The sequence below is a fragment of the Pseudomonas sp. SIMBA_067 genome, assembly GCF_046534675.1.
GTDB classification, from domain to species: Bacteria; Pseudomonadota; Gammaproteobacteria; order Pseudomonadales; family Pseudomonadaceae; genus Aquipseudomonas; species Aquipseudomonas putida.
In genome coordinates, this window is the sequence record NZ_JAWRYH010000005.1 from 325,893 (window position 1) to 345,680 (window position 19,788).

At 63.0% G+C, this 19,788-nt stretch carries 16 protein-coding genes; 3 read left to right on the forward strand and 13 right to left on the reverse strand.

From position 1 onward, the window contains the following. Window positions 1-60: 60 nt before the first annotated feature. The gene (locus SB765_RS14140) at window positions 61-1,023 is read right to left on the reverse strand and encodes a FecR family protein (RefSeq protein WP_410931488.1); all 963 of its coding nucleotides are present in this window, start codon (window positions 1,021-1,023) and stop codon (window positions 61-63) included. A gap of 20 nt (window positions 1,024-1,043) precedes the next feature. Beyond that, window positions 1,044-1,541 carry a sigma-70 family RNA polymerase sigma factor gene (locus SB765_RS14145; RefSeq protein ID WP_341797626.1) on the reverse strand — a complete coding sequence of 166 codons (498 nt, stop codon included), beginning with the start codon at window positions 1,539-1,541 and terminating at the stop codon, window positions 1,044-1,046. Window positions 1,542-2,035: 494 nt separating this feature from the next. Here SB765_RS14145 and SB765_RS14150 point away from each other — a divergent pair, with 494 nt between their 5' ends. Next, the gene (locus tag SB765_RS14150; RefSeq protein WP_016501382.1) at window positions 2,036-3,199 is read left to right on the forward strand and encodes a type III PLP-dependent enzyme; all 1,164 of its coding nucleotides are present in this window, start codon (window positions 2,036-2,038) and stop codon (window positions 3,197-3,199) included. Window positions 3,200-3,293: 94 nt separating this feature from the next. Here SB765_RS14150 and SB765_RS14155 read toward each other — a convergent pair whose 3' ends face one another. Together SB765_RS14155 and SB765_RS14160 are read right to left on the reverse strand one after the other, a co-directional pair. Next, window positions 3,294-4,043, reverse strand: coding sequence for a tetratricopeptide repeat protein (locus SB765_RS14155; protein ID WP_341797625.1), 750 nt, complete (start codon window positions 4,041-4,043; stop codon window positions 3,294-3,296). Between the two features lie 3 nt (window positions 4,044-4,046). Then, on the reverse strand, window positions 4,047-4,727 hold the full coding sequence (locus tag SB765_RS14160; RefSeq protein WP_132844052.1) for a Fe2+-dependent dioxygenase: 681 nt from the start codon (window positions 4,725-4,727) through the stop codon (window positions 4,047-4,049). Between the two features lie 221 nt (window positions 4,728-4,948). Here SB765_RS14160 and SB765_RS14165 point away from each other — a divergent pair, with 221 nt between their 5' ends. Both SB765_RS14165 and SB765_RS14170 read left to right on the forward strand, forming a co-directional pair. Beyond that, a complete protein-coding gene (locus SB765_RS14165; protein ID WP_410931489.1) occupies window positions 4,949-7,240 on the forward strand; it encodes a TonB-dependent receptor in 2,292 nt (763 codons plus the stop codon). 102 nt (window positions 7,241-7,342) lie between these two features. Continuing rightward, the gene (locus tag SB765_RS14170) at window positions 7,343-9,898 is read left to right on the forward strand and encodes a sulfite reductase flavoprotein subunit alpha (protein WP_341797623.1); all 2,556 of its coding nucleotides are present in this window, start codon (window positions 7,343-7,345) and stop codon (window positions 9,896-9,898) included. A gap of 129 nt (window positions 9,899-10,027) precedes the next feature. Here SB765_RS14170 and SB765_RS14175 read toward each other — a convergent pair whose 3' ends face one another. The 9 genes from SB765_RS14175 to pilW form a co-directional block, all read right to left on the reverse strand. Then, entirely contained in the window at window positions 10,028-10,819 is a 792-nt protein-coding gene (locus tag SB765_RS14175) for an amidohydrolase (RefSeq protein ID WP_341797622.1), read from the reverse strand. Next, window positions 10,807-11,955 carry a pyridoxal phosphate-dependent aminotransferase gene (locus tag SB765_RS14180; RefSeq protein WP_341797621.1) on the reverse strand — a complete coding sequence of 383 codons (1,149 nt, stop codon included), beginning with the start codon at window positions 11,953-11,955 and terminating at the stop codon, window positions 10,807-10,809. Before SB765_RS14180 ends, SB765_RS14175 begins: the two co-directional genes overlap by 13 nt. Window positions 11,956-12,166: 211 nt before the next feature. After that, on the reverse strand, window positions 12,167-13,630 hold the full coding sequence (gene der, locus SB765_RS14185) for a ribosome biogenesis GTPase Der (RefSeq protein WP_016501390.1): 1,464 nt from the start codon (window positions 13,628-13,630) through the stop codon (window positions 12,167-12,169). 116 nt (window positions 13,631-13,746) lie between these two features. Beyond that, window positions 13,747-14,889 carry an outer membrane protein assembly factor BamB gene (gene bamB, locus SB765_RS14190; RefSeq protein ID WP_003248513.1) on the reverse strand — a complete coding sequence of 381 codons (1,143 nt, stop codon included), beginning with the start codon at window positions 14,887-14,889 and terminating at the stop codon, window positions 13,747-13,749. After that, window positions 14,890-15,531: a tetratricopeptide repeat protein gene (locus SB765_RS14195; protein ID WP_016501391.1), complete on the reverse strand. Its 642-nt coding sequence runs from the start codon at window positions 15,529-15,531 to the stop codon at window positions 14,890-14,892. 39 nt (window positions 15,532-15,570) lie between these two features. Beyond that, a complete protein-coding gene (gene hisS, locus SB765_RS14200; protein WP_049274109.1) occupies window positions 15,571-16,860 on the reverse strand; it encodes a histidine--tRNA ligase in 1,290 nt (429 codons plus the stop codon). A gap of 25 nt (window positions 16,861-16,885) precedes the next feature. After that, entirely contained in the window at window positions 16,886-17,995 is a 1,110-nt protein-coding gene (ispG, locus tag SB765_RS14205) for a flavodoxin-dependent (E)-4-hydroxy-3-methylbut-2-enyl-diphosphate synthase (protein ID WP_016501393.1), read from the reverse strand. A gap of 3 nt (window positions 17,996-17,998) precedes the next feature. Then, the gene (locus SB765_RS14210) at window positions 17,999-19,024 is read right to left on the reverse strand and encodes a RodZ domain-containing protein (RefSeq protein WP_016501394.1); all 1,026 of its coding nucleotides are present in this window, start codon (window positions 19,022-19,024) and stop codon (window positions 17,999-18,001) included. Continuing rightward, a complete protein-coding gene (gene pilW, locus SB765_RS14215; protein ID WP_341797618.1) occupies window positions 19,021-19,782 on the reverse strand; it encodes a type IV pilus biogenesis/stability protein PilW in 762 nt (253 codons plus the stop codon). Before pilW ends, SB765_RS14210 begins: the two co-directional genes overlap by 4 nt. Between the last annotated feature and the right edge of the window lie 6 nt (window positions 19,783-19,788).

Below are 19,788 nucleotides of genomic sequence, written 5' to 3' on the forward strand. Positions count from 1 at the left end.
TGGAAATGCTTGGCAGTTGCAGCTGGCGAGGAAGACGAACGAGCGAAAAAAAACCTGAATCTATTTCGCAATTATTTCGCGAGAGCCGTCTTCATGGGCCTTGATGGCCACCGGCAGGATGCTCGGCAAGGCCCGCAACAGTGCGTCGGTGTCGTCGGTGCTGAAGGTGCTCGAAAGGCGCATCTGGGCGACTTTACCGGGGGCGACCCGCAGCGGTTGGCTACGATAGCGCGAGGCTTCGGCCACCACCTCGGCGAGGGTGGCGTTGTCGAACACCAGCTTGCCCTGGCGCCAGGCTGTCACGGCAGCGGTGTTGACGGCGTAGGGCGCAGCCACCCCGCCCTGTGCATCTATATGTGAACCCTGGCCGGCCGTAAGCTGCGCCAGCGCGTCGCCCTTGCCCTGCACACGCACCGAACCCTGCTCCACCGCCACCCGGGTGCTGACAGGGTCCTGGCGCACGTCAAAGCGGGTACCGGTTACCGTCACGCTGCCCTGGGCGGTGTCGACCACAAACGGCCGGGCACTGTCGTGGGCGACGTTGAACATCACCTCGCCGGCACTTAGGCGGATATGCCGCTGGCCGGCGCTGAAGTCGACCTGCAGCTGTGTGCTGCCATTGAGATCCAGCAAGGAGCCATCCGGCAGTTTGACCTGGCGGCGTTCATTGAAGGCGGTCTGCAAGCTACCCTGGTGATTCAGTTGCTGGTAGTGCCAGCCGCCCCAACCCAGGCCCAACGCCAACACCGCGACACTGGCGGCCAGGGCCTGACGCACGAAGCGCCGACGCGGCAGTTGCTGCACCGGGTCCGGCTGGCACAACGCTTCAAGGCGCTGGCGTGGAATGAAGTCGGCGGCCTGCCACACGCGGCACAGGTGCTGGTACTCCTCCCGGTGACGCTCGTCGCTGGCCAACCAGGCGCGCAACTGTTTCTGCAGCCCGGCATCCCGAGGCGCATCCTGCACGCGGGCAAACCATGCGGCCGCCTGCTCGCGGACGGTATCGGTACCGTGCTGTTTCATCGAAAAGGTCTCCTGACTCATCATGCCGACACATCCAGGTGCTCACGCAAATGCCGGAGCGTGCGGATCATATACTTTTCGACCATGTTCTTGCTCAACCCCATCCGCTCGGCGATCTCGGCCTGGGTCAGGCCTTCGAGCTTCTGCCAGATGAACACCTGCCGGCAGTTGAGCGGCAACTCGGCCAGCGCCCGCTCGACGCTGTCGGCCAATTCCAGCGCATGCACGTAGGCCTCCGGGTCATCGCTGCCACCAGTGCCCTCGTCGAACGCTTCCAGCGCCAGGGCCTGGCGGCGGTCTTCGCGGCGCAAGCCATCCACGGCAATGTTACGTGCGGTCTGGTGCAGGTAGGCGCGGGGCTGCTCGACCTGGTCGCGCGGGTTTTCCAGTACCCGGACGAAGGCATCGTGGGTGAGGTCTTCAGCCTGCTGGCGATTACGCAGTTTGCGCGTCCAGGTGCCGATCAGCTCATGGTAATGGTCGAGGAAGCCTTTGTGTCCGGACACGGTCTGGGTCATCAGGGAGGCGGATAAGGGTGCGAATAGTAATGTTTCTCATCAAAACCAGCAAATCCGCCAGTCGGTAACAAAAAATTTATGGGCCATTTCCTGCACGTGGGTACCAGGAAAATGTGGCCATAAATATGAACACCTCTGGCCCCTTCCCGGGGGACCCCGCCCACCCGAGAATTGCGAAAAGCCTATGGGAGCGGGTTTACCTACAAAGGGACCAACACGGTCTATTCCACAATATTTAACGCTTGAAACATCGCGGGGAACATCAGCCGGTCACATGAGTCGGTTATTCAAATGGCTGGTCGTCGATCCACGCCGATCACGCCCGGATTGCCTGTTGATTCTGCATTCTTCACGCCCTAAAGTGCGCGCCGAACGTCCATGCTGGAAACGATCCATCCGGCTCAAGTACTGAGTAGGCGAACCAAAGTGGGGATACGGAGGACGTTCAGTTTGCAGCCACTTATTCTTTTTGTTTGCCCATGGAGTCCCTGAGCATGTCGATCCAGGTCGAAGACTATTTCGCGCGTGACACCTTCCAGAAAATGAAGGCGTTCGCCGACAAGCAGGAAACCCCGTTCGTACTCATCGATACCCAGATGATCAGCCAGGCCTATGACGACCTGCGCGCCGGTTTCGAATTCGCCAAGGTCTACTACGCGGTCAAGGCCAACCCTGCCGTCGAAATCATCGACCTGCTCAAAGAGAAAGGTTCGAGCTTCGACATCGCCTCGATCTACGAACTGGACAAGGTGATGGACCGCGGTGTCAGCGCCGACCGCATCAGCTACGGCAACACCATCAAGAAGTCCAAGGACATCCGCTACTTCTACGAGAAGGGCGTGCGCCTGTTCGCCACCGACTCGGAAGCCGACCTGCGCAACATCGCCAAGGCCGCACCGGGTTCGAAAGTGTATGTGCGTATCCTGACTGAGGGCTCCACCACTGCCGACTGGCCGCTGTCGCGTAAATTCGGCTGCCAGACCGACATGGCCATGGACCTGCTGATCCTCGCCCGTGACCTGGGCCTGGTGCCTTACGGCATCTCCTTCCACGTGGGCTCGCAGCAGCGCGACATCAGTGTGTGGGACGCCGCCATCGCCAAGGTCAAAGTGATCTTCGAGCGCCTGAAGGAAGAAGACGGCATCGAGCTGAAGCTGATCAACATGGGTGGCGGCTTCCCGGCCAACTACATCACCCGTACCAACAGCCTGGAAACCTACGCCGAAGAAATCATCCGCTTCCTCAAGGAAGACTTCGGTGACGAGCTGCCGGAAATCATCCTGGAGCCAGGCCGTTCGCTGATTGCCAACGCCGGCATCCTGGTCAGCGAAGTGGTGCTGGTTGCGCGCAAGTCGCGCACTGCCGTCGAGCGCTGGATCTACACCGACGTGGGCAAATTCTCCGGCCTGATCGAAACCATGGACGAAGCCATCAAGTTCCCGATCTGGACCGAGAAGAAAGGCGAAACCGAAGAAGTCGTCATCGCCGGCCCGACCTGCGACAGCGCCGACATCATGTACGAAAACTACAAGTACGGCCTGCCGCTGAACCTGGCCATCGGTGACCGCCTGTACTGGCTGTCGACCGGTGCCTACACCACCAGCTACAGCGCAGTCGAATTCAACGGCTTCCCGCCGCTGAAGGCTTACTACCTGTAACGCAAAACGGGGCCGCAAGGCCCCGTTTTCATGTGTGCTCCGCTGTACCGGCCCCTTCGCGGGCTTGCCCGCGAAGAGGCCAGCACAGGCAACTTCAATCCCCGCGCCGTTCGATCTCTTCGGCATACCGCGCCGCAAAGGCCATCAACACCGGCCCTGCACCCTGCAAGGTTACCAACGCAGCACGCAGGAAATTCATGTTCCCCTCAACCCGCGCCTGCTCCAGCCATTGCCCTGCTTCGGCCAGCTGCCCGCGCTCGACCAGCACCAGCCCCAGGCTGAACATCCCACGGAAATCCCCCGCCTCGGCCGAGCGCCGATACCAGCGCACCGCCCGCGCCGGGCTGGGCGCCGTGGCAATGCCCTGCTCCAGGTAACGCCCATACAGGTTCATCGACTTGGCATGCCCCAGCTGCGCAGCCTTCTCGTAACACTGCAGCGCCTGTGCCTGGTTGGCCGGCACCCCGCGCCCGGTGGCCAGCAGGTTGCCCAGGTTGTAAAGGCCCCAGTCCAGCCCGGCGTCGGCCGCACGCGCATAATGAATGGCCGCCTGCGTCAGGCTTGGCTCACCGCCCCAGCCATGCTCCAGGCAACGCCCGAGCATGTTGTGCGCCATGGCACTGCCGCCCTGTGCGGCGATGCCGAACCAACGCCGGGCCACGGTGGCATCTTCTTCGATACCGCGCCCATCCAGCAGGATCTGCCCCAGCAGCAACTGCGCCTCGACCGCGCCCTGCCCCGCCGCTGCCAGGATTGCCTGGGCAGCTTTGCCGGGGCTCTCCTCTAGCATGGACTGCAAGCCAGCCACATCCACCACTTCCTCACGTCGCAACTGATAGGACACGGTTCAGACCTCGGCCCAGCGGCGTAGCAGGTTGTGGTAGGTGCCGGTCAGCTGCAGCAACGAGGGGTGCTCGGGTACATCGGCAGTCAGTTGCTGGATGGCATTGTCCATCTCGAACAGCAGCGCCCGCTGGCTGTCCTCGCGCACCAGGCTCTGGGTCCAGAAGAACGCGGCGTAACGCTGGCCTCGGGTCACCGGGTTGACCTTGTGCAGGCTGGTACCGGGGTACAGCACCAGATCACCGGCCGCCAGCTTCACCTGCCGCTCACCATAGGTGTCCTGAATCACCAGTTCACCGCCGTCGTAGCTGTCCGGGTCGCTGAGGAACAACGTCGATGACAGGTCGGTACGCACCCGCTCCGGGCTGCCCTTGGGCTGACGCAAGGCGTTATCGATGTGAAAGCCGAAATTGCCGCCCTCGCGGTAGCAGTTGATCAACGGCGGGAACACCTTGTGCGGCAGGGCCGCCGACATGAAGCGCGGGGTTTTCCACAGGCGGTCGATCAGCGCAGTGCCGATCTCCTTGGCCAACGGGTGCCCTTCCGGCAACTGCAGGTTGTGTTTGGCCTTGGCCGACTGATAACCGGCAGTCACCTTGCCATCAGCCCAGTCGGCCTGCTCCAGCGCCTCGCGGATACGGGCCAGTTCGTCAGCGTCAAACAGGCCTGGGATGTGAAGCAACATGGCGACAGCACCGTTAGGAAATGTAAAGGTGGCAATGATATTGATTCCCTTTTGCGCTGCACAAGCCTTTTCGCCGCTTAAGACGTTTCAGCTTGATGAAACCGTAAAGGCCAAATGTAAAGATTGTAAATTCTTCACGAATGGTAACTACTCTCAATTGTTAGTCACAATTGCTTACATTAAGATCCGCCGCCTCAACACCTTGGGGAAGGTCCTTAGCAATGCGCCAGTACGTACCATCTGCAGTGAGTTCGCCACGCCTGATCGTATCCGCCATCGGCGTCGCGCTTAGCGCCACATCGGTGTATGCCGCCGACCCGGCCGCCAATAGCGCGATCACCCTCGACGCTACCAGCGTCAACGGCAAGGCTGAACAGGCCAGCACCGATTACAAAGTCGAGAAGGCCGCCTCGCAGAAGTACACCGCGCCGCTGGTAGACACCCCGCGCTCGGTCACCGTCATCCCGCAGCAAGTGATCAAGGACACCAACGCCTTGACCCTGCAGGACGCCCTGCGCACCGTGCCAGGCATCACCTTCGGCGCCGGCGAAGGCGGCAACCCGCAAGGCGACCGCCCGTTCATCCGCGGCTTCGACGCCCAAGGCGATACTTACCTGGACGGCGTGCGTGACACTGGCGCGCAAACCCGCGAAATCTTCGCCATCGAGTCGGTAGAAGTGGCCAAGGGCCCGAACTCGGCCATCGGTGGCCGTGGTGCTGCCGGCGGTACCATCAACCTGGTGAGCAAGCGTGCGCACCTGGGCAACTCGCTGGACGGCGCCTGGACTTGGGGCAGTGACCAGACCCAGCGCTACACCTTCGATGGTAACTACCAGTTCAGCGATACCGTTGCCGGCCGCCTGAACCTGATGACCCACGAAAGCAACGTCGCCGGCCGCGACAAGGTCAACTACGACCGTTGGGGCATCGCCCCGTCGCTGGCCTTCGGCCTGGGCACACCGACGCGCGTCAACCTCGACTACTACCACCTGGAAAGCGACGACCTGCCGGATTCGGGCATCCCGTACACCATCCCGACCAACGGCAGCGGCGGGCGCACCTCGGCACACCCGAGCAAGCCGAATGACGGCGGCGACAGCGACAACTTCTATGGCCTGACCGGCCGTGACTTCCGCAAGAGCCGTGTAGACATCGCCACCTTCGCGATCGAGCACGACCTGACCGACTCGCTGACCATCAAGAACACCCTGCGTCACGGCAACAGCATGCAGGACTACATCCTGACCCAGCCTGACGACAGCAAGGGCAACGTTAACAACGGCAGCGTCTGGCGCCGTGCCAACACCCGTGTTGGCAACACCGCCACCACCACCAACCAGACCGACCTGTTCGGCGAGTTCTACGTCGGTGGTCTGAAAAACAGCTTCTCCACCGGTATCGAGCTGAGCCGTGAAGAGAGCGACCGTTCGTCCTACACCGTCGACACCGACACCGTGCCAGGCGGCGCCGCCAACACCAACTGCACCCCCGGCATGATCGGCGCCACCAGTGGCTACAACTGCACCTCACTGAGCAACCCGAACCCGGATGACCCGTGGAACGGTACCATCTCGCGCAACTACGCCGGCACCACCACCAATAGCAAGACCCGGGCGATCTACGTGTTCGACACTCTGGAGCTTACCCCCGAGTGGCTGGTCAACTTGGGCCTGCGCTACGACCACTTCGATACCGACTACAAGACCTACAACGCCGCTGGCACCACCACCGCCAAAGGCAAGGATGTCAGCGAGTTCGTAACCGGCCAACTGGGCCTGGTGTGGAAACCGGCCGAAAACGGCAGTATCTATGTTTCCTACGCCACTTCTGCAACGCCACCAGGCTCGATGCTCGGCGAAGGTACAGAAGGCAACCCGCTGGGTGGCACCCCGGATCGTAACGGCAACCTGTTGGCCAGTGACATGGAGCCAGAGGAAACCACCAACTACGAGATCGGCACCAAGTGGGACCTGCTCGACCAGCGCCTGTCGCTGACCGCAGCGCTGTTCCGGACCGAGAAGGAAAACGCCCGCGTCCAGGTGGACACCACCACCTACGAAAACGTCGGCGAAACCCGCGTACAGGGCATCGAGCTGTCGGCCAGCGGCAAGATCACCGACAAGTGGCAGGTGTTTGCCGGCTACACCTACATGCAGGCTCGCCAGATCGACGGCGGCCCGCTGGGCAAAGCCAACGATGGCAACCAGTTGCCGAACACCCCGAACAACAGCGCCAGCCTGTGGACGACCTACTCGATCACGCCAAAGCTGACCGTGGGTGGTGGTGCGTTCTACGTGGATGACGTGTATGGCAGCGTGGCCAACACCACCATGGTCGACAGCTACGTACGCTACGACGCCATGGCCGCCTACAAGCTGACCAAAAACGTCGACCTGCAGCTGAACGTGCAGAACCTGACCAACGAGGTGTACTACGACAAGGCCTTCTCCACCCACTTTGCCAATCAGGCGGCCGGGCGGACTGCACTGTTGACCACCAGCGTCCACTTCTAAAGCAACAACCAAGGGCCCCGTTCATTCCAGTGAGCGGGGCTTTTGCGTATCAAGGCATAATGCACGCCGCGCAGTCTGCGGCAGCAACACAAGGTGATCGATGTGGTGAAGAAGACGCTGTTCCAATTGCACTGGTTCTTTGGCATCACCGCTGGCCTGGTGCTGGCCTTGATGGGCATCACCGGGGCCCTGTATTCGTTCCAGGAAGAACTGCTGCGCGCGTTCAATGCCGATGTGCTCAAGGTAGAAGTGCGCGCCGAAGGCGTACTGCCGCCGGCCGAGCTGGTGCAACGGGTCGAGGCCCAGCAACACGACAAGGTGTCGATGCTGTGGGTGGACGTGCGTGAAGGCAATGCCGCACGCATCTTCTTCATGCCGGCACCGGGCGAGCGCCGTGGCGAGCTGCGCTATGCCGACCCGTATACGGGCGAACTCAAAGGTGAAGTGGCCGGGCAAGGCTTCTTCAACCTCATGCTCAACCTGCACCGTTTTCTGGCCATTGGCGACACCGGCCGGCAAATCACCGGCGCCTGCACCCTGATGCTGGTGTTCTTCTGCCTGTCCGGCCTGTACCTGCGCTGGCCGCGCAAGGCGCTGGACTGGCGTACCTGGCTGACCTTCGACTGGGCCAAGAAAGGCCGAGCCTTCAACTGGGACCTGCACGCCGTGGCTGGTACATGGTGCCTGCTGTTCTATCTTCTGTTCGCCCTGACCGGCCTGTTCTGGTCCTATGAGTGGTACCGCGAAGGCCTGAACAAGCTGCTGGCCGACGCGCCGGCAGCCGGCCAGCAACAAAAACGCGGCGAAGGCCGTGGCCGTCACGGGCCACAGAAGGTCGACAAGAACGCCCCGCCGCTGGTGGTCGACTACGACGCCATCTGGGCCAACCTCAAAGACGCCGCAGGCCCAGGCCTTGCCGCCTACAACCTGCGCCTGCCACCGGTTGGCGGCCAGCCGGCCAACCTCTTCTACCTGCTGGAGAGCGCCGATCACCCGCGCGCCTTCAACACCCTGGAACTGGACCCGGCAACCGGCCAGGTGAAAAGACACGACCGCTACTCCGACAAATCCTTCAAGGCCCAGCTGCTGCAGAGCGTCTACGCGCTGCACGTGGGCGAATACTTCGGCCTGCCGGGGCGCATCATCGTCACCATCGCCAGCTTGACCATGCCACTGTTCTTCGTCACGGGCTGGCTGCTATACCTCGACCGCCGCCGCAAGAAGCGCCAAGTCCGCGCAGCCCGTGGCAACGTCGCCACCGGCACCGGCAGCGGCGACAGCTGGCTGATCGGCTTTGCCAGCCAAAGCGGCTTTGCCGAACAACTGGCCTGGCAAAGTGCCGGCCAGTTGCAGGCAGCCGGCCTACCGGTGCAGGTTCGCGCACTGGCCGAACTGCGTGAAGACGACCTGCGCCAGGCCCGCCGCGCGTTGTTCGTGGTCAGTACTTTCGGCGACGGCGAAGCACCCGACAGCGCCCGCGGGTTCGAGCGCAAGGTGCTCGGCCAGCCTTGGGCGCTGAACAACCTCAACTACGCCCTGCTCGCCCTCGGCGACCGCCAGTACCCGCACTTCTGCGGCTTCGCCCGTCGCCTGCAGGCGTGGCTGGGGGAGCGCGGTGCCAGCAGCGCGTTCAGCCCGGTGGAAGTGGACAACGCCGACCAGGCCGCCCTGCAGCAGTGGCAGCAGGAGCTGGCGCAACTGACCGGCGCCCAGCCAGTGGCCGCCTGGCAGCCGCCAAGCTTTGGCAACTGGTCACTGGTGCGTCGCGAACTGCTCAACCCGGGCAGCCAGGGCCAGCCGGTGTACTTGCTTGGCCTGCTGGCTGAAGAGCCTGCCAGTTGGGAAGCCGGCGACCTGGTTGAAATACTGCCGCTCAATGGGCAGCCACGGATCGACGCGTTCCTCAAGGGCATGGCGCTGGACGCCAGCGCCCCGGTACAGGTGAATGGCCTGGGCGAAACACTTGCCCAAGCCCTCGCTGGCCGCCAGTTGCCGGCGCGCCGTGATCACCTGATCGGCTTGCAGCCGCAAGCGCTGGTAGACGCCCTGGTGCCGATCGGCAGCCGCGAATACTCCATCGCCTCAATCGCCAGTGACGGCGCGCTGGAGCTGATCGTGCGCCAGGAGCGCCATACCGATGGCAACCTGGGCCTGGGCTCCGGCTGGCTCACCGAATACCTGCCACTGAACGGCACGCTGAGCTTGCGCCTGCGGCGCAACAGCGGCTTCCACCTGCCGGAGACCGCAGCACCGATGATCCTGATCGGTAACGGCACCGGCCTGGCCGGCCTGCGCAGCCTGATCCGCGCACGGGTGAATGCTGGCGAACAGCGCAACTGGCTGCTGTTTGGCGAGCGTAACCGGGCGCATGACCTGCTGTGTGGTGACGAGCTTCAAGGCTGGCTGCAGAGCGGCGACCTGGCACGCCTGGACCTGGCGTTCTCGCGGGATCAGGCCGAGAAAGTGTATGTGCAGGATGTGTTGCTGCAGCAAGCCGAGGAATTCAAACGCTGGGTGGCGGATGGCGCCTGTGTGTATGTCTGCGGCAGCCTGCAAGGGATGGCTGCGGGGGTGGATGCGGCGCTCAACGGCATGCTTGGTGAAGCCGCTGTGCAGCAGTTGATCGAGGATGGGCGGTATCGGCGGGATGTGTACTGATCATCCATTGATGTAGCCGGTGCTGGCCCTGTCGCCGGCAAGCCGGCTCCCACAGGTAACCCACTGCCCTCGGGCCCAGTGCTGTACCTGTGGGAGCCGGCTTGCCGGCGACAGGGCCGGTACAAGCTGTCAGTGTAAATCGAAGGTATCGGCATCCAGGTTGGCCGGGAACTTGGCCCTGTACGCCGCCAGTTCCGACGCACTCAGCACGGCGGTAAACACCCCGTCTGCCTCGCCTGCACTGAGCAGGCTCTCGCCCTGGAAGTCCAGCACCTGGCTGTCGCCCGAATAGGCAAAGCCCTTGCCGTCCGTGCCCACCCGGTTCACCGCTGCCACATAGCACAGGTTCTCGATGCCCCGCGCCGGTAGCAGACGGTTCCAGTGCTGGCGGCGCGCAGCCGGCCAGTTGGCGGTGTACAGCAGCAGGTCAGTGTCCTGGGCGTCACGGCTCCACACCGGGAACCGCAGGTCGTAGCAGATCAGCGGGCGAATTCGCCAACCCTTGAGCTCGAACTGCACCTGGCGTTCACCGGGGGTGTAGTGCTTGTGCTCACCGGCCATGCGGAACAGGTGGCGCTTGTCGTAGTGCAATATCTCGCCGTCCGGCCGCGCCCATAGCAGGCGGTTGCGGTGGCTGCCATCGGCGGCCTGGATGATCACGCTGCCGGTGATCACCGCGTTGTACTTCTTCGCCTGGGCCTTCAGCCATTTGTAGCTCGGGCCATTTTCCGGTTCGGCCAGGCTTTCGGAGTCCATCGAAAAACCGGTGGTGAACATCTCTGGCAGGATCACCAGGTCCACCTCCCCTACCTGCTCCAGCAACACCTCGAAGTGTGCATAGTTGGCCTCGCGGTCGTGCCAGGCCAGGGTGGTTTGCACCAGGGCGACTTTCAGGTTGGGCAGAGTGCTCAGATCGCGCATAGTCGTTCCGCTGCCTCACGCAGCGTCTCCTCACGTTTGGCAAAGCACAGGCGTACCAGGCGTTGCTCGGGGATGGGTTGCTGGTAAAACACCGATACCGGGATGGTCGCCACACCGTGCTCACGGGTGAGCCATAGCGACATGTCGACATCGTTCAGGTCCGGGCGGATCTGCGAGTAGTCCACCAGCTGGAAATAAGTGCCCGCCGTACGGGTAAAGTTGAAACGCGAGCCTTCCAGCAAGCCGCAGAACAGGTCGCGCTTGGCCTGGTAGAAGGCCGGCAGCTCATCGATATGCTCAGGGTGCTCGGCCATGAAATCAGCCAGGGCGCATTGCAATGGCGTCACGCCACAGAAGTTGACGTACTGGTGCACCTTGCGCAGCTCTGCGCTCAGCGCCGGGGGCGCGATTACGTAGCCGGTCTTCCAGCCGGTAACGTGGTAGGTCTTGCCGAACGAACTGACCACAAAGGCACGTTGATACAACTGCTCGTAGGCCAGCACGCTGGCGTGGTGAACGCCGTCGTAAACCAGATGCTCGTAGACCTCATCGCTGATGAGGTAGATATCGCGGTCGGCAATAAGCGTTGCCAACTGCTCAAGGTCTTCGCGAGTGATCAGAGCGCCGCTGGGGTTGTGCGGCGAATTGAGGATGACCATGCGGGTGCGCGGGCTCAGGGCATCACTGAACTTCTGCCAGTCGATACGGAAGTCGCCGTCGCTCAGTTGCACATGCACACAGCGGCCACCGGCCAGTTCCACCGACGGCTCGTAGCTGTCGTAGCACGGGTCGAAGACAATCACCTCGTCACCGGCGTGGACCACCGCCTGGATGGCACAGAAGATCGCCTCGGTAGCCCCGGGGGTGATGGTCACTTCCTGGTCGGCATCCACCTGTGCGCCATACAGTCGCGCCACCTTCGCCGCCACTTGCTGGCGCAAGGCCGGCAGGCCGGTCATTGGCGAATACTGGTTGTGCCCGGCAGCCACATGCCGGCCCACTGCATCGAGCAGGGCCTGCGGGCCGTTGAAATCAGGGAAGCCCTGGGACAGGTTGAGCGCGCCGGTCTGCACGGCGAGCTGGGACATGGTGGTGAAGATGGTCGTGCCGACATTCGGCAGTTTGCTGCGGATCATGGAGCCCTCTTTCCTGGGGTGTATCCGGCACGGGGTGGAGACCGAGCATAGCGGATCAAGCAGTCAGGAAAAAGGTTGAAACAATAGGGGGATTGCTTTGGATCAAAGGGCCTCTTCATGGGTGAACCCGCTCCCATTGGTGCTGCACAATATTCAAAATCTGTGGAGGACCTGTGGGAGCGGGCAAGCCCGCGAAGAAGCTGACGCGGAATCAGCGCTTGTCGCGGCGCTTCTTCTCAGCCTTCTTGTGGTGCGACATCAAGCGGCGCTTCTTGTTGACCTGGCGGTCGGTGAGGGTGTTCTTCTTGCCCTCGAACGGGTTCTCACCACCCTTGTACTCGATGCGGATCGGCGTACCGACCAGCTTCAGCACCCGGCGGTAGGTGTTTTCCAGGTAACGCGAGTACGACTTGGGAATGCTCTCGGTCTGGTTGCCGTGGATCACGATCAGCGGCGGGTTGGCACCACCAAGGTGGGCATAGCGCAGCTTGATGCGGCGGCCGTTGACCAGCGGTGGCTGGTGCTCGCTGACAGCATCTTCGAGGATCTGCGTCAGGCGGCTGGTTGGCCAGCGGGTCACAGCCGAGGTGAATGCGGCCTGCACCGACTTGTACAGGTTGCCTACACCGGTGCCGTGCAAGGCGGAGATGAAGTGGATGTCGGCGAAGTCGACGAAGAACAGCCGGCGCTCCAGTTCGGTCTTCACGTAGGCGCGCTCACCCGGCTCCATGCCATCCCACTTGTTCAGCGCGATGACGATGGCGCGGCCGGCTTCGAGGGCGAAGCCCAGCAGGTTCAGGTCGTGGTCGACCACCCCTTCACGGGCGTCCATGACGAAGATGACGACGTTGGCGTCCTTGATCGCCTGCAGCGTCTTGACCACCGAGAACTTCTCGACCTCCTCGTGGATCTTGCCGCGCTTGCGCACCCCGGCGGTGTCGATGAAGGTGTACTTGTCACCATCACGCTCGAACGGGATGTAGATACTGTCTCGGGTAGTACCCGGCTCGTCGTAGACCACCACACGCTCTTCGCCGAGCATGCGGTTGACCAGGGTCGACTTGCCGACGTTCGGGCGGCCGATGATGGCGATCTTGATGCCATCCTTCTCGCTCGGGCCAGGAATGCGCACAGCCTCCTCGCCTTCGGCGACGTTCTGGTCGAGGGCTTCTTCCTCGGCATCACGTGGCAGGTGGCCGAGCACGGCTTCCATCAGGGCGCTGATACCACGGCCCTGGGAGCCCGCCACCGGAATGGCGTTGCCCATGCCCATCGGCGAGAACTCGGCGCGGGCAACATCGGGGTCGATGTTGTCGATCTTGTTGGCGACCAGAATCGCCGACTTGTTGCGCTTGCGCAGGTGCTCGGCAATCATCTGGTCAGCGGCGGTCATGCCGGCGCGGGCATCGACCAGGAACAGCACATAGTCGGCTTCTTCGATGGCCATGAGCGACTGCTCGGCCATTTTTTCGTCCATGCCTACTTCGTCACCGGTAATACCGCCGGTGTCGATCAGGATGAAGGAACGACCCTGCCAGCTGGCATCACCATACTGGCGGTCACGGGTCAGGCCCGACAGGTCACCCACGATGGCATCGCGGGTTTTGGTCAGGCGGTTGAACATGGTGGATTTGCCGACGTTCGGGCGGCCCACCAGGGCAATTACGGGAACCATCGGCTCTCCACTCTCGAATTCTTGAAAATGCAAAGGCCGCTGCAAGGCAGCGGCCGGAGTTTGGGCGGCGTGTCCTACGCCGCGGCTTGAAGCCCGCCAAGGCTTCAAGCATAGCTTCAGCGGATGGTCAGTGCCTCGAGCTTGCCGCTGTTGCCAAAGACATAGATGGTGTCGCCGACCACAAGTGGGCGGGCGCGCAGGCCATCGCTATCGATACGTTCACGGCCGACGAAGCGGCCATCCACCTGGCTCAGCAGGTGCAGGTAACCCTCAAAGTCACCCACAGCCACGTAGCTGCTGAACACTTCAGGGGCGGTCAGCTGGCGGCGAGCCATGCTGTCGTTGCTCCACAGGGCGCTGGAAGAGCGCTCATCCACGCCTTCCACGGTACCCGAAGCTTCGCTGACGTAGACGTTACCGAAGCCCTGGGCGACGCCCACATAGCTGGAAGCATCGCGCTGCCACAGCTCGCGGCCGCTTTCCAGGTCCAGGCCCGCTACACGGCCCTGGTAGGTGCTGACGTACAGGGTACCACCAGACAGCAGCAAGCCGCCGTCGATATCAACCACACGGTCCAGCTCGGAACGGCCCTTCGGGATGGCCACGCGGCTTTCCCACACCGGCACACCGTTGTTGATGTCCACCGCCACCACCTTGCCGGTGGACAGGCCGGCGACGGCCAGGCGGTTGGTGGCGATCGGAGCACCGGTACCACGCAGGGTCAGTACGGCCGGGGAGTTCTCGTAGATCCAGCGGCGGTCGCCAGTGGCGGCATCCAGGCCGATCAGGCGATCGTCCTGGGTCTGCACCACCACCACATCACCGTTGTTGGCAGGCGGGGCCAGCACTTCGCTGGTCACGCGCGAGCGCCAACGCTCTTCACCGGTGCTAGAGTCCAGGGCAATGACTTCGCCCTTGAGGGTGCCGAGCATGACCAGGCCGTAGCCCACGCCGACAGCGCCGGAAACCTGCAGCTCCAGGTCCTTCTTCCACACCACGTCACCGGTGATGCGGTCGAGGGCGAAGACTTCGCCATTGACGTCGGAGGCGTAGATACGGTCGTTTTCGATGGCCGGTACCAGGGTGTTGTAGGTCTCACCCTGGCCGTCACCGATCGAACGGCTCCACTGCTTCTTCAGCACCACTTCCTCGGTGAACTTGGTCAGCTCGGCCGGGGGCAGTTCCTTCTTGCTGTTGCTGCTGCAACCGGCGGCCAGTACGGCCAGGGTCAGCACTGCTGCATGTTTCCAACCGATCACTTACGCGTCCCCTTTAGCCAGGTCATCCAGCTTCAATTGCAGGCCACCGACCGCCGCCTCATCGGACAACGCAGCCTTGGCTTTTTCGTAAGCGCTGTGCGCGTCGTCGGCGCGACCCAGCTGTACCAGCAGGTCACCCTTCAACTCTTCACGGCTGGCCAGGAAGGCTTTGTCGGCGTCGCCGTCGAGCAGCTTGAGGGCATCCTCGGCCTTGTTCTGGGCGGCCAGCACGCGGGCCAGACGCTGGCGCGAAATCTCGCCCAGGGTCACGTCGGCCGGCTTGTCCAGCACGCCTTTGAGCTCGGCAGCGGCGTCGTCGAGCTTGCCGCTCTCGACCGCGACCTTGGCCACGAACAGGCTGCCGTACTGGGCATAGGCGGTACCGCCAAACTCGCTCTTGAGCTTGCCGGCCAGTTCCGCAACCTTGGTGGCGTCTGGCTGGCCAGTCGGCGTCAGGCTGGTTTCAAGCAACGCCTGATACAGCTGCGAGGCACCTTGCGACTGGTTGTTCTGGTACTTGTGCCAGGTATTCCAGCCCAACACCACCACGCCTGCCAGCAATGCGCCAGTCAGCAGCGGCTTGCCGTTGCGGTTCCACCAGTCCTTGACCCCTGCCAGGTCATCATCATCGGTACTCGACACCCCAATACTCCTTTTCGCCTATTCGCTTGTTGAACCGCGTTACGCTTGCGCGATCGCAGTTTCCAGGTGCTCTGCCAGAGCATCCCAGGCAATGTTCTGTTGTTCGCCCTGGCCACGCAGGGGCTTGAAGCCGATTTCTTGCCTGGCCAGTTCCTCGTCACCGAGGATCAGGGCGAACAGCGCCCCGCTCTTGTCGGCTTTCTTGAACTGGCTCTTGAAGCTGCCACCGCCCGCGTTCACCGCCAGGCGCAGGCCCGGCAAACGGTCGCGCAGGGTTTCGGACAGGCGCAGGCCAGCCAGCTCGGCCTGCTCGCCAAAGGCGCACAGGTAGACGTCGATCTGGCGGTTGATGGACTCCGGCACCTTGCCCAGGGTTTCCAGCAGCAGGATCAGGCGCTCGATACCCATGGCGAAACCGACGCCAGTGGTCGGCTTGCCGCCCATCTGCTCGACCAGGCCGTCGTAGCGGCCACCGGCGCACACGGTGCCCTGGGAGCCGAGCTTGTCGGTGACCCACTCGAATACGGTCTTGCTGTAGTAGTCCAGGCCACGCACCAGCTTGGTATTGATCACGAACGGAATGCCGGCGGCGTCCAGGCGGGCCTTGAGGCCCTCGAAGTGCACGCGCGAGGCTTCGTCCAGGTAATCTTCCAGCTTCGGCGCACCCACCAGCACCGCCTGGGTGTTCTGGTCCTTGCTGTCGAGGATGCGCAGCGGGTTGCTCTTCAAGCGGCGCTGGCTGTCTTCGTCCAGTTGCTCCAGGCGCGCCGAGAGGAACTCGACCAGCGCGTCACGGTAGCGCGCGCGGGCTTCGCTGGTACCCAGGCTGTTGAGCTCCAGCTTGACCGCGTCCTGGATGCCCAGCAGGCCCCAAAGGCGCCAGGTCAGCATGATCAGCTCGGCATCGATGTCCGGGCCATCCAGGTTGAACACTTCCACGCCAATCTGGTGGAACTGCCGGTAGCGACCCTTCTGCGGGCGCTCGTGGCGGAACATCTGGCCGATGTACCACAGTTTCTGCACCTGGCCGTTGCCGGTGATGCCATGCTCCAGCACGGCACGTACGCACGCGGCGGTGCCTTCGGGGCGCAGGGTCAGCGAATCGCCGTTGCGGTCCTCGAAGGTGTACATCTCTTTTTCGACGATGTCGGTCACTTCACCGATCGAGCGCTTGAACAGCTCGGTGAACTCGACGATCGGCGTACGGATCTGGCTGTACCCGTAGGTATCCAGCAGACCGGCCACGGTGCCTTCGAAGTAGCGCCACAGTGGCGACTGTTCTGGCAGGATGTCGTTCATGCCACGGATGGCTTGCAGCGATTTGCTCACGAAAAGTCCTTACGAATTCTGTGTGTCAGCCACGGGCGATCAGCGCCGCGTCGGCTTCGACCTTTTCGGCCGCTTTCTGACGGATGAGCCTTTCCAGCTCATCGACCAGGTTGTCATTGGTCAGTTTCTGCGCCGGCTTGCCGTCGATGTAGATCAGGTTCGGCGTGCCGCCGGTCAAGCCTACATGGGCTTCCTTGGCTTCACCCGGGCCGTTGACCACACAACCGATCACCGCCACGTCCAGCGGCACCAGCAGGTCTTCCAGGCGCCCTTCCAGCTCGTTCATGGTCTTGACCACATCGAAGTTCTGCCGCGAGCAGCTCGGGCAGGCGATGAAGTTGATGCCACGCGAACGCAGGTGCAGCGACTTGAGGATGTCGTAGCCGACTTTCACTTCTTCGACCGGGTCGGCCGCAAGCGAGATACGGATGGTATCGCCAATGCCCTCGGCCAGCAGCATACCGAGGCCGACGGCGGATTTCACCGTCCCTGAACGCAGGCCACCGGCTTCGGTGATGCCCAGGTGCAGCGGCTGCACGATCTGCTTGGCCAGCAGCCGGTAGGCTTCGACGGCCATGAACACATCGGATGCCTTGACGCTGACCTTGAAGTCCTGGAAGTCCAGGCGGTCGAGGTGCTCGACGTGGCGTAGGGCCGACTCCACCAGCGCCGCCGGGGTCGGTTCGCCGTACTTCTTCTGCAGGTCCTTTTCCAGGGACCCGGCGTTGACGCCGATGCGGATCGGGATGCCACGGTCGCGGGCAGCATCGACCACGGCGCGTACACGGTCTTCGCGGCCGATGTTACCCGGGTTGATACGCAGGCAATCGACGCCCAGTTCGGCCACGCGCAGGGCGATCTTGTAGTCGAAGTGAATGTCGGCGACCAGCGGCACGCTGACCAGTTGCTTGATCTTGCCAAACGCCTCGGCCGCGTCCATGTCCGGCACCGAAACCCGCACGATGTCCACGCCGGCATCGACCAGGCGCTGGATTTGCGCCACGGTGGCGGCGACATCGTTGGTGTCGGTGTTGGTCATGCTCTGCACCGCGATAGGTGCATCACCACCTACCGGCACATTGCCGACCCAGATTTTGCGGGATTCGCGACGTTTGATCGGAGATTCGCCGTGCATGACTTACTGTCCCAACTTCAGGCGAGCAGTCTCGCCACTGGTGAACGGGGCAACATCGACGGCCTGGCCGTTGTAGCTGACCTGGGCGCCACGGGCAAAGCCCAGGCGCACCGCGAACGGCGGCTTGCCGGTCAGCTCGAGGTTGTCCCCCTTGCGCTTGACGGCGCTGAACAGCACCTTGCCGTTGCCATCGGAGACCTGGGTCCAGCAATCGGCGGTGAACTGGATGGCGACCTTGGCGCTGCCTGCCGGTACTGCGGCGGGCTCGGCAGCGGCCACGGCGGCTGCAGGTGCTGCGGGCGCAACAGCGGCCGGTGCTGGGGTGGCCGGTGCGACCGGAGCAGGCGCTACGCTGGCTGCGGGTTGCGCAGGCACCTGCTGGGCGGGTGCGGGTGCAGCAGCCGTTGGCGCCGGGCTTGCCGGGGCCTGTTCGGCGGTAGCGGCAGGCTGTTCGGCAGTGCCCTGCTCCAGTGCCAGCGGCGCGCTCTCAGGCTGCTGGCCAGCGGTAACAGCCTGATCTTCAGGCTCGTCAAGCGGGTGAATCTGAGTGGTGCCGTCGGCGCTTTCGACTTCGACGTGCTCCAGGGCCATCTTGGCCAGGTCCTTGCCACGCAGGCTGCCCTGGTCCTGCCACCAGACGAAGCCACCGCCGACCACGGCCACCAGCAACAACAGGCTGACGCCGCGCAGGATGTTGTGCGACAGGCGTACCGGCTCTTCGATGCGCCCCAGCGAGTGCACATCGCTGCCTTTGGCGTGGGTACCGGTGTAGCGGTCGAAGGCTTCTACCAGGGTGGCCTGGTCAAGGTCCATCAACTTGGCATAGGCGCGGATATAGCCACGGGCGAAGGTATGCCCGGGCAGCTTGTCGAAGGCGCCGGTTTCCACATGGTTCAACGAACTGACAGTGAGGTTGAGCTTGCGGGCCACCTCGGCTTGAGACCAGTCCCGTTTCTCACGGGCCAGGCGCAAAAGCTCACCGGGGTTCTGGCCAGGCGCTACTGCTACTTCGGGATGCGCGGCGTTCATCGTTGCTCCGACAGGTATTGCTGATATTCCGGCGTACCGGGATAAAGTCGTTGTAATTGCTGGCCCAGCTCGGCCAATGTGCCCTGCTCGTCGAACACCCTGGCAAGGCGGCTACCCAGCAGCAGGCTACGGGCATCGTGGTCGCTCAGCTGGCTGAAACGATCGTAGTAGTCCCGGGCCGGCACATAATGCCTGTTTTCGTAGGACAACTCAGCCATTTCCAGCAACGCTTTCGGTTGCCGCTGGTTGAGTTGCAACGCTTTGAGCAGATACGCGTGCGCCGCCTCGCGGCTATCGAGCTTGAGGGCGGTCAGGCCCAGGTTCTCGTACACGCGTGAGCGCTCAGGATACAGGGTATCGCTACTGGCCAGGCGAAACATCTGCTCGGCCTCGGCAAATCGCCCCTGAGCATAAAGGAAACTGCCGTAATTATTGCGAATTCGCGTGTCGCCCGTGCGGGCCTGCAAGGCTTTGCGAAAATGCGCCTCCGCCAGTGGCGGCTCACCTTCGGCCTGGAACACCAGCGCCAGGGCGGCATGTGCGTCGGCATCACGGCTATCCAGGGCCAGGGCCTTGCCCAGCGGCGCCTTGGCCTGCTCGGTCAAACCCTGTTGCAAATAACCCAGGCCAAGCTGCACATAAGCACGCCCCGCATCCGCCCTGCCCTGGCGGCTGGCCAGGGGGTCGCCCGCGCCGCCCGACACGCAGCCGGCCAGCAGCAAAAGCGCAAGGATCGACAGCGCAGCGCGCAGGCTCATGGGCTA

Coding starts and splice junctions, on each gene's coding strand:
- SB765_RS14140 (WP_410931488.1), bottom strand. CDS start 1,023: ATGAAACAGCACGGTACCGATACCGTCCGCGAGCAGGCGGCCGCATGG.
- ispG (WP_016501393.1), bottom strand. CDS start 17,995: ATGCACGGCGAATCTCCGATCAAACGTCGCGAATCCCGCAAAATCTGG.
- SB765_RS14175 (WP_341797622.1), bottom strand. CDS start 10,819: ATGCGCGATCTGAGCACTCTGCCCAACCTGAAAGTCGCCCTGGTGCAA.
- pilW (WP_341797618.1), bottom strand. CDS start 19,782: ATGAGCCTGCGCGCTGCGCTGTCGATCCTTGCGCTTTTGCTGCTGGCC.
- SB765_RS14160 (WP_132844052.1), bottom strand. CDS start 4,727: ATGTTGCTTCACATCCCAGGCCTGTTTGACGCTGACGAACTGGCCCGT.
- SB765_RS14150 (WP_016501382.1), top strand. CDS start 2,036: ATGTCGATCCAGGTCGAAGACTATTTCGCGCGTGACACCTTCCAGAAA.
- SB765_RS14165 (WP_410931489.1), top strand. CDS start 4,949: ATGCGCCAGTACGTACCATCTGCAGTGAGTTCGCCACGCCTGATCGTA.
- SB765_RS14145 (WP_341797626.1), bottom strand. CDS start 1,541: ATGACCCAGACCGTGTCCGGACACAAAGGCTTCCTCGACCATTACCAT.
- der (WP_016501390.1), bottom strand. CDS start 13,630: ATGGTTCCCGTAATTGCCCTGGTGGGCCGCCCGAACGTCGGCAAATCC.
- SB765_RS14210 (WP_016501394.1), bottom strand. CDS start 19,024: ATGAACGCCGCGCATCCCGAAGTAGCAGTAGCGCCTGGCCAGAACCCC.
- SB765_RS14180 (WP_341797621.1), bottom strand. CDS start 11,955: ATGATCCGCAGCAAACTGCCGAATGTCGGCACGACCATCTTCACCACC.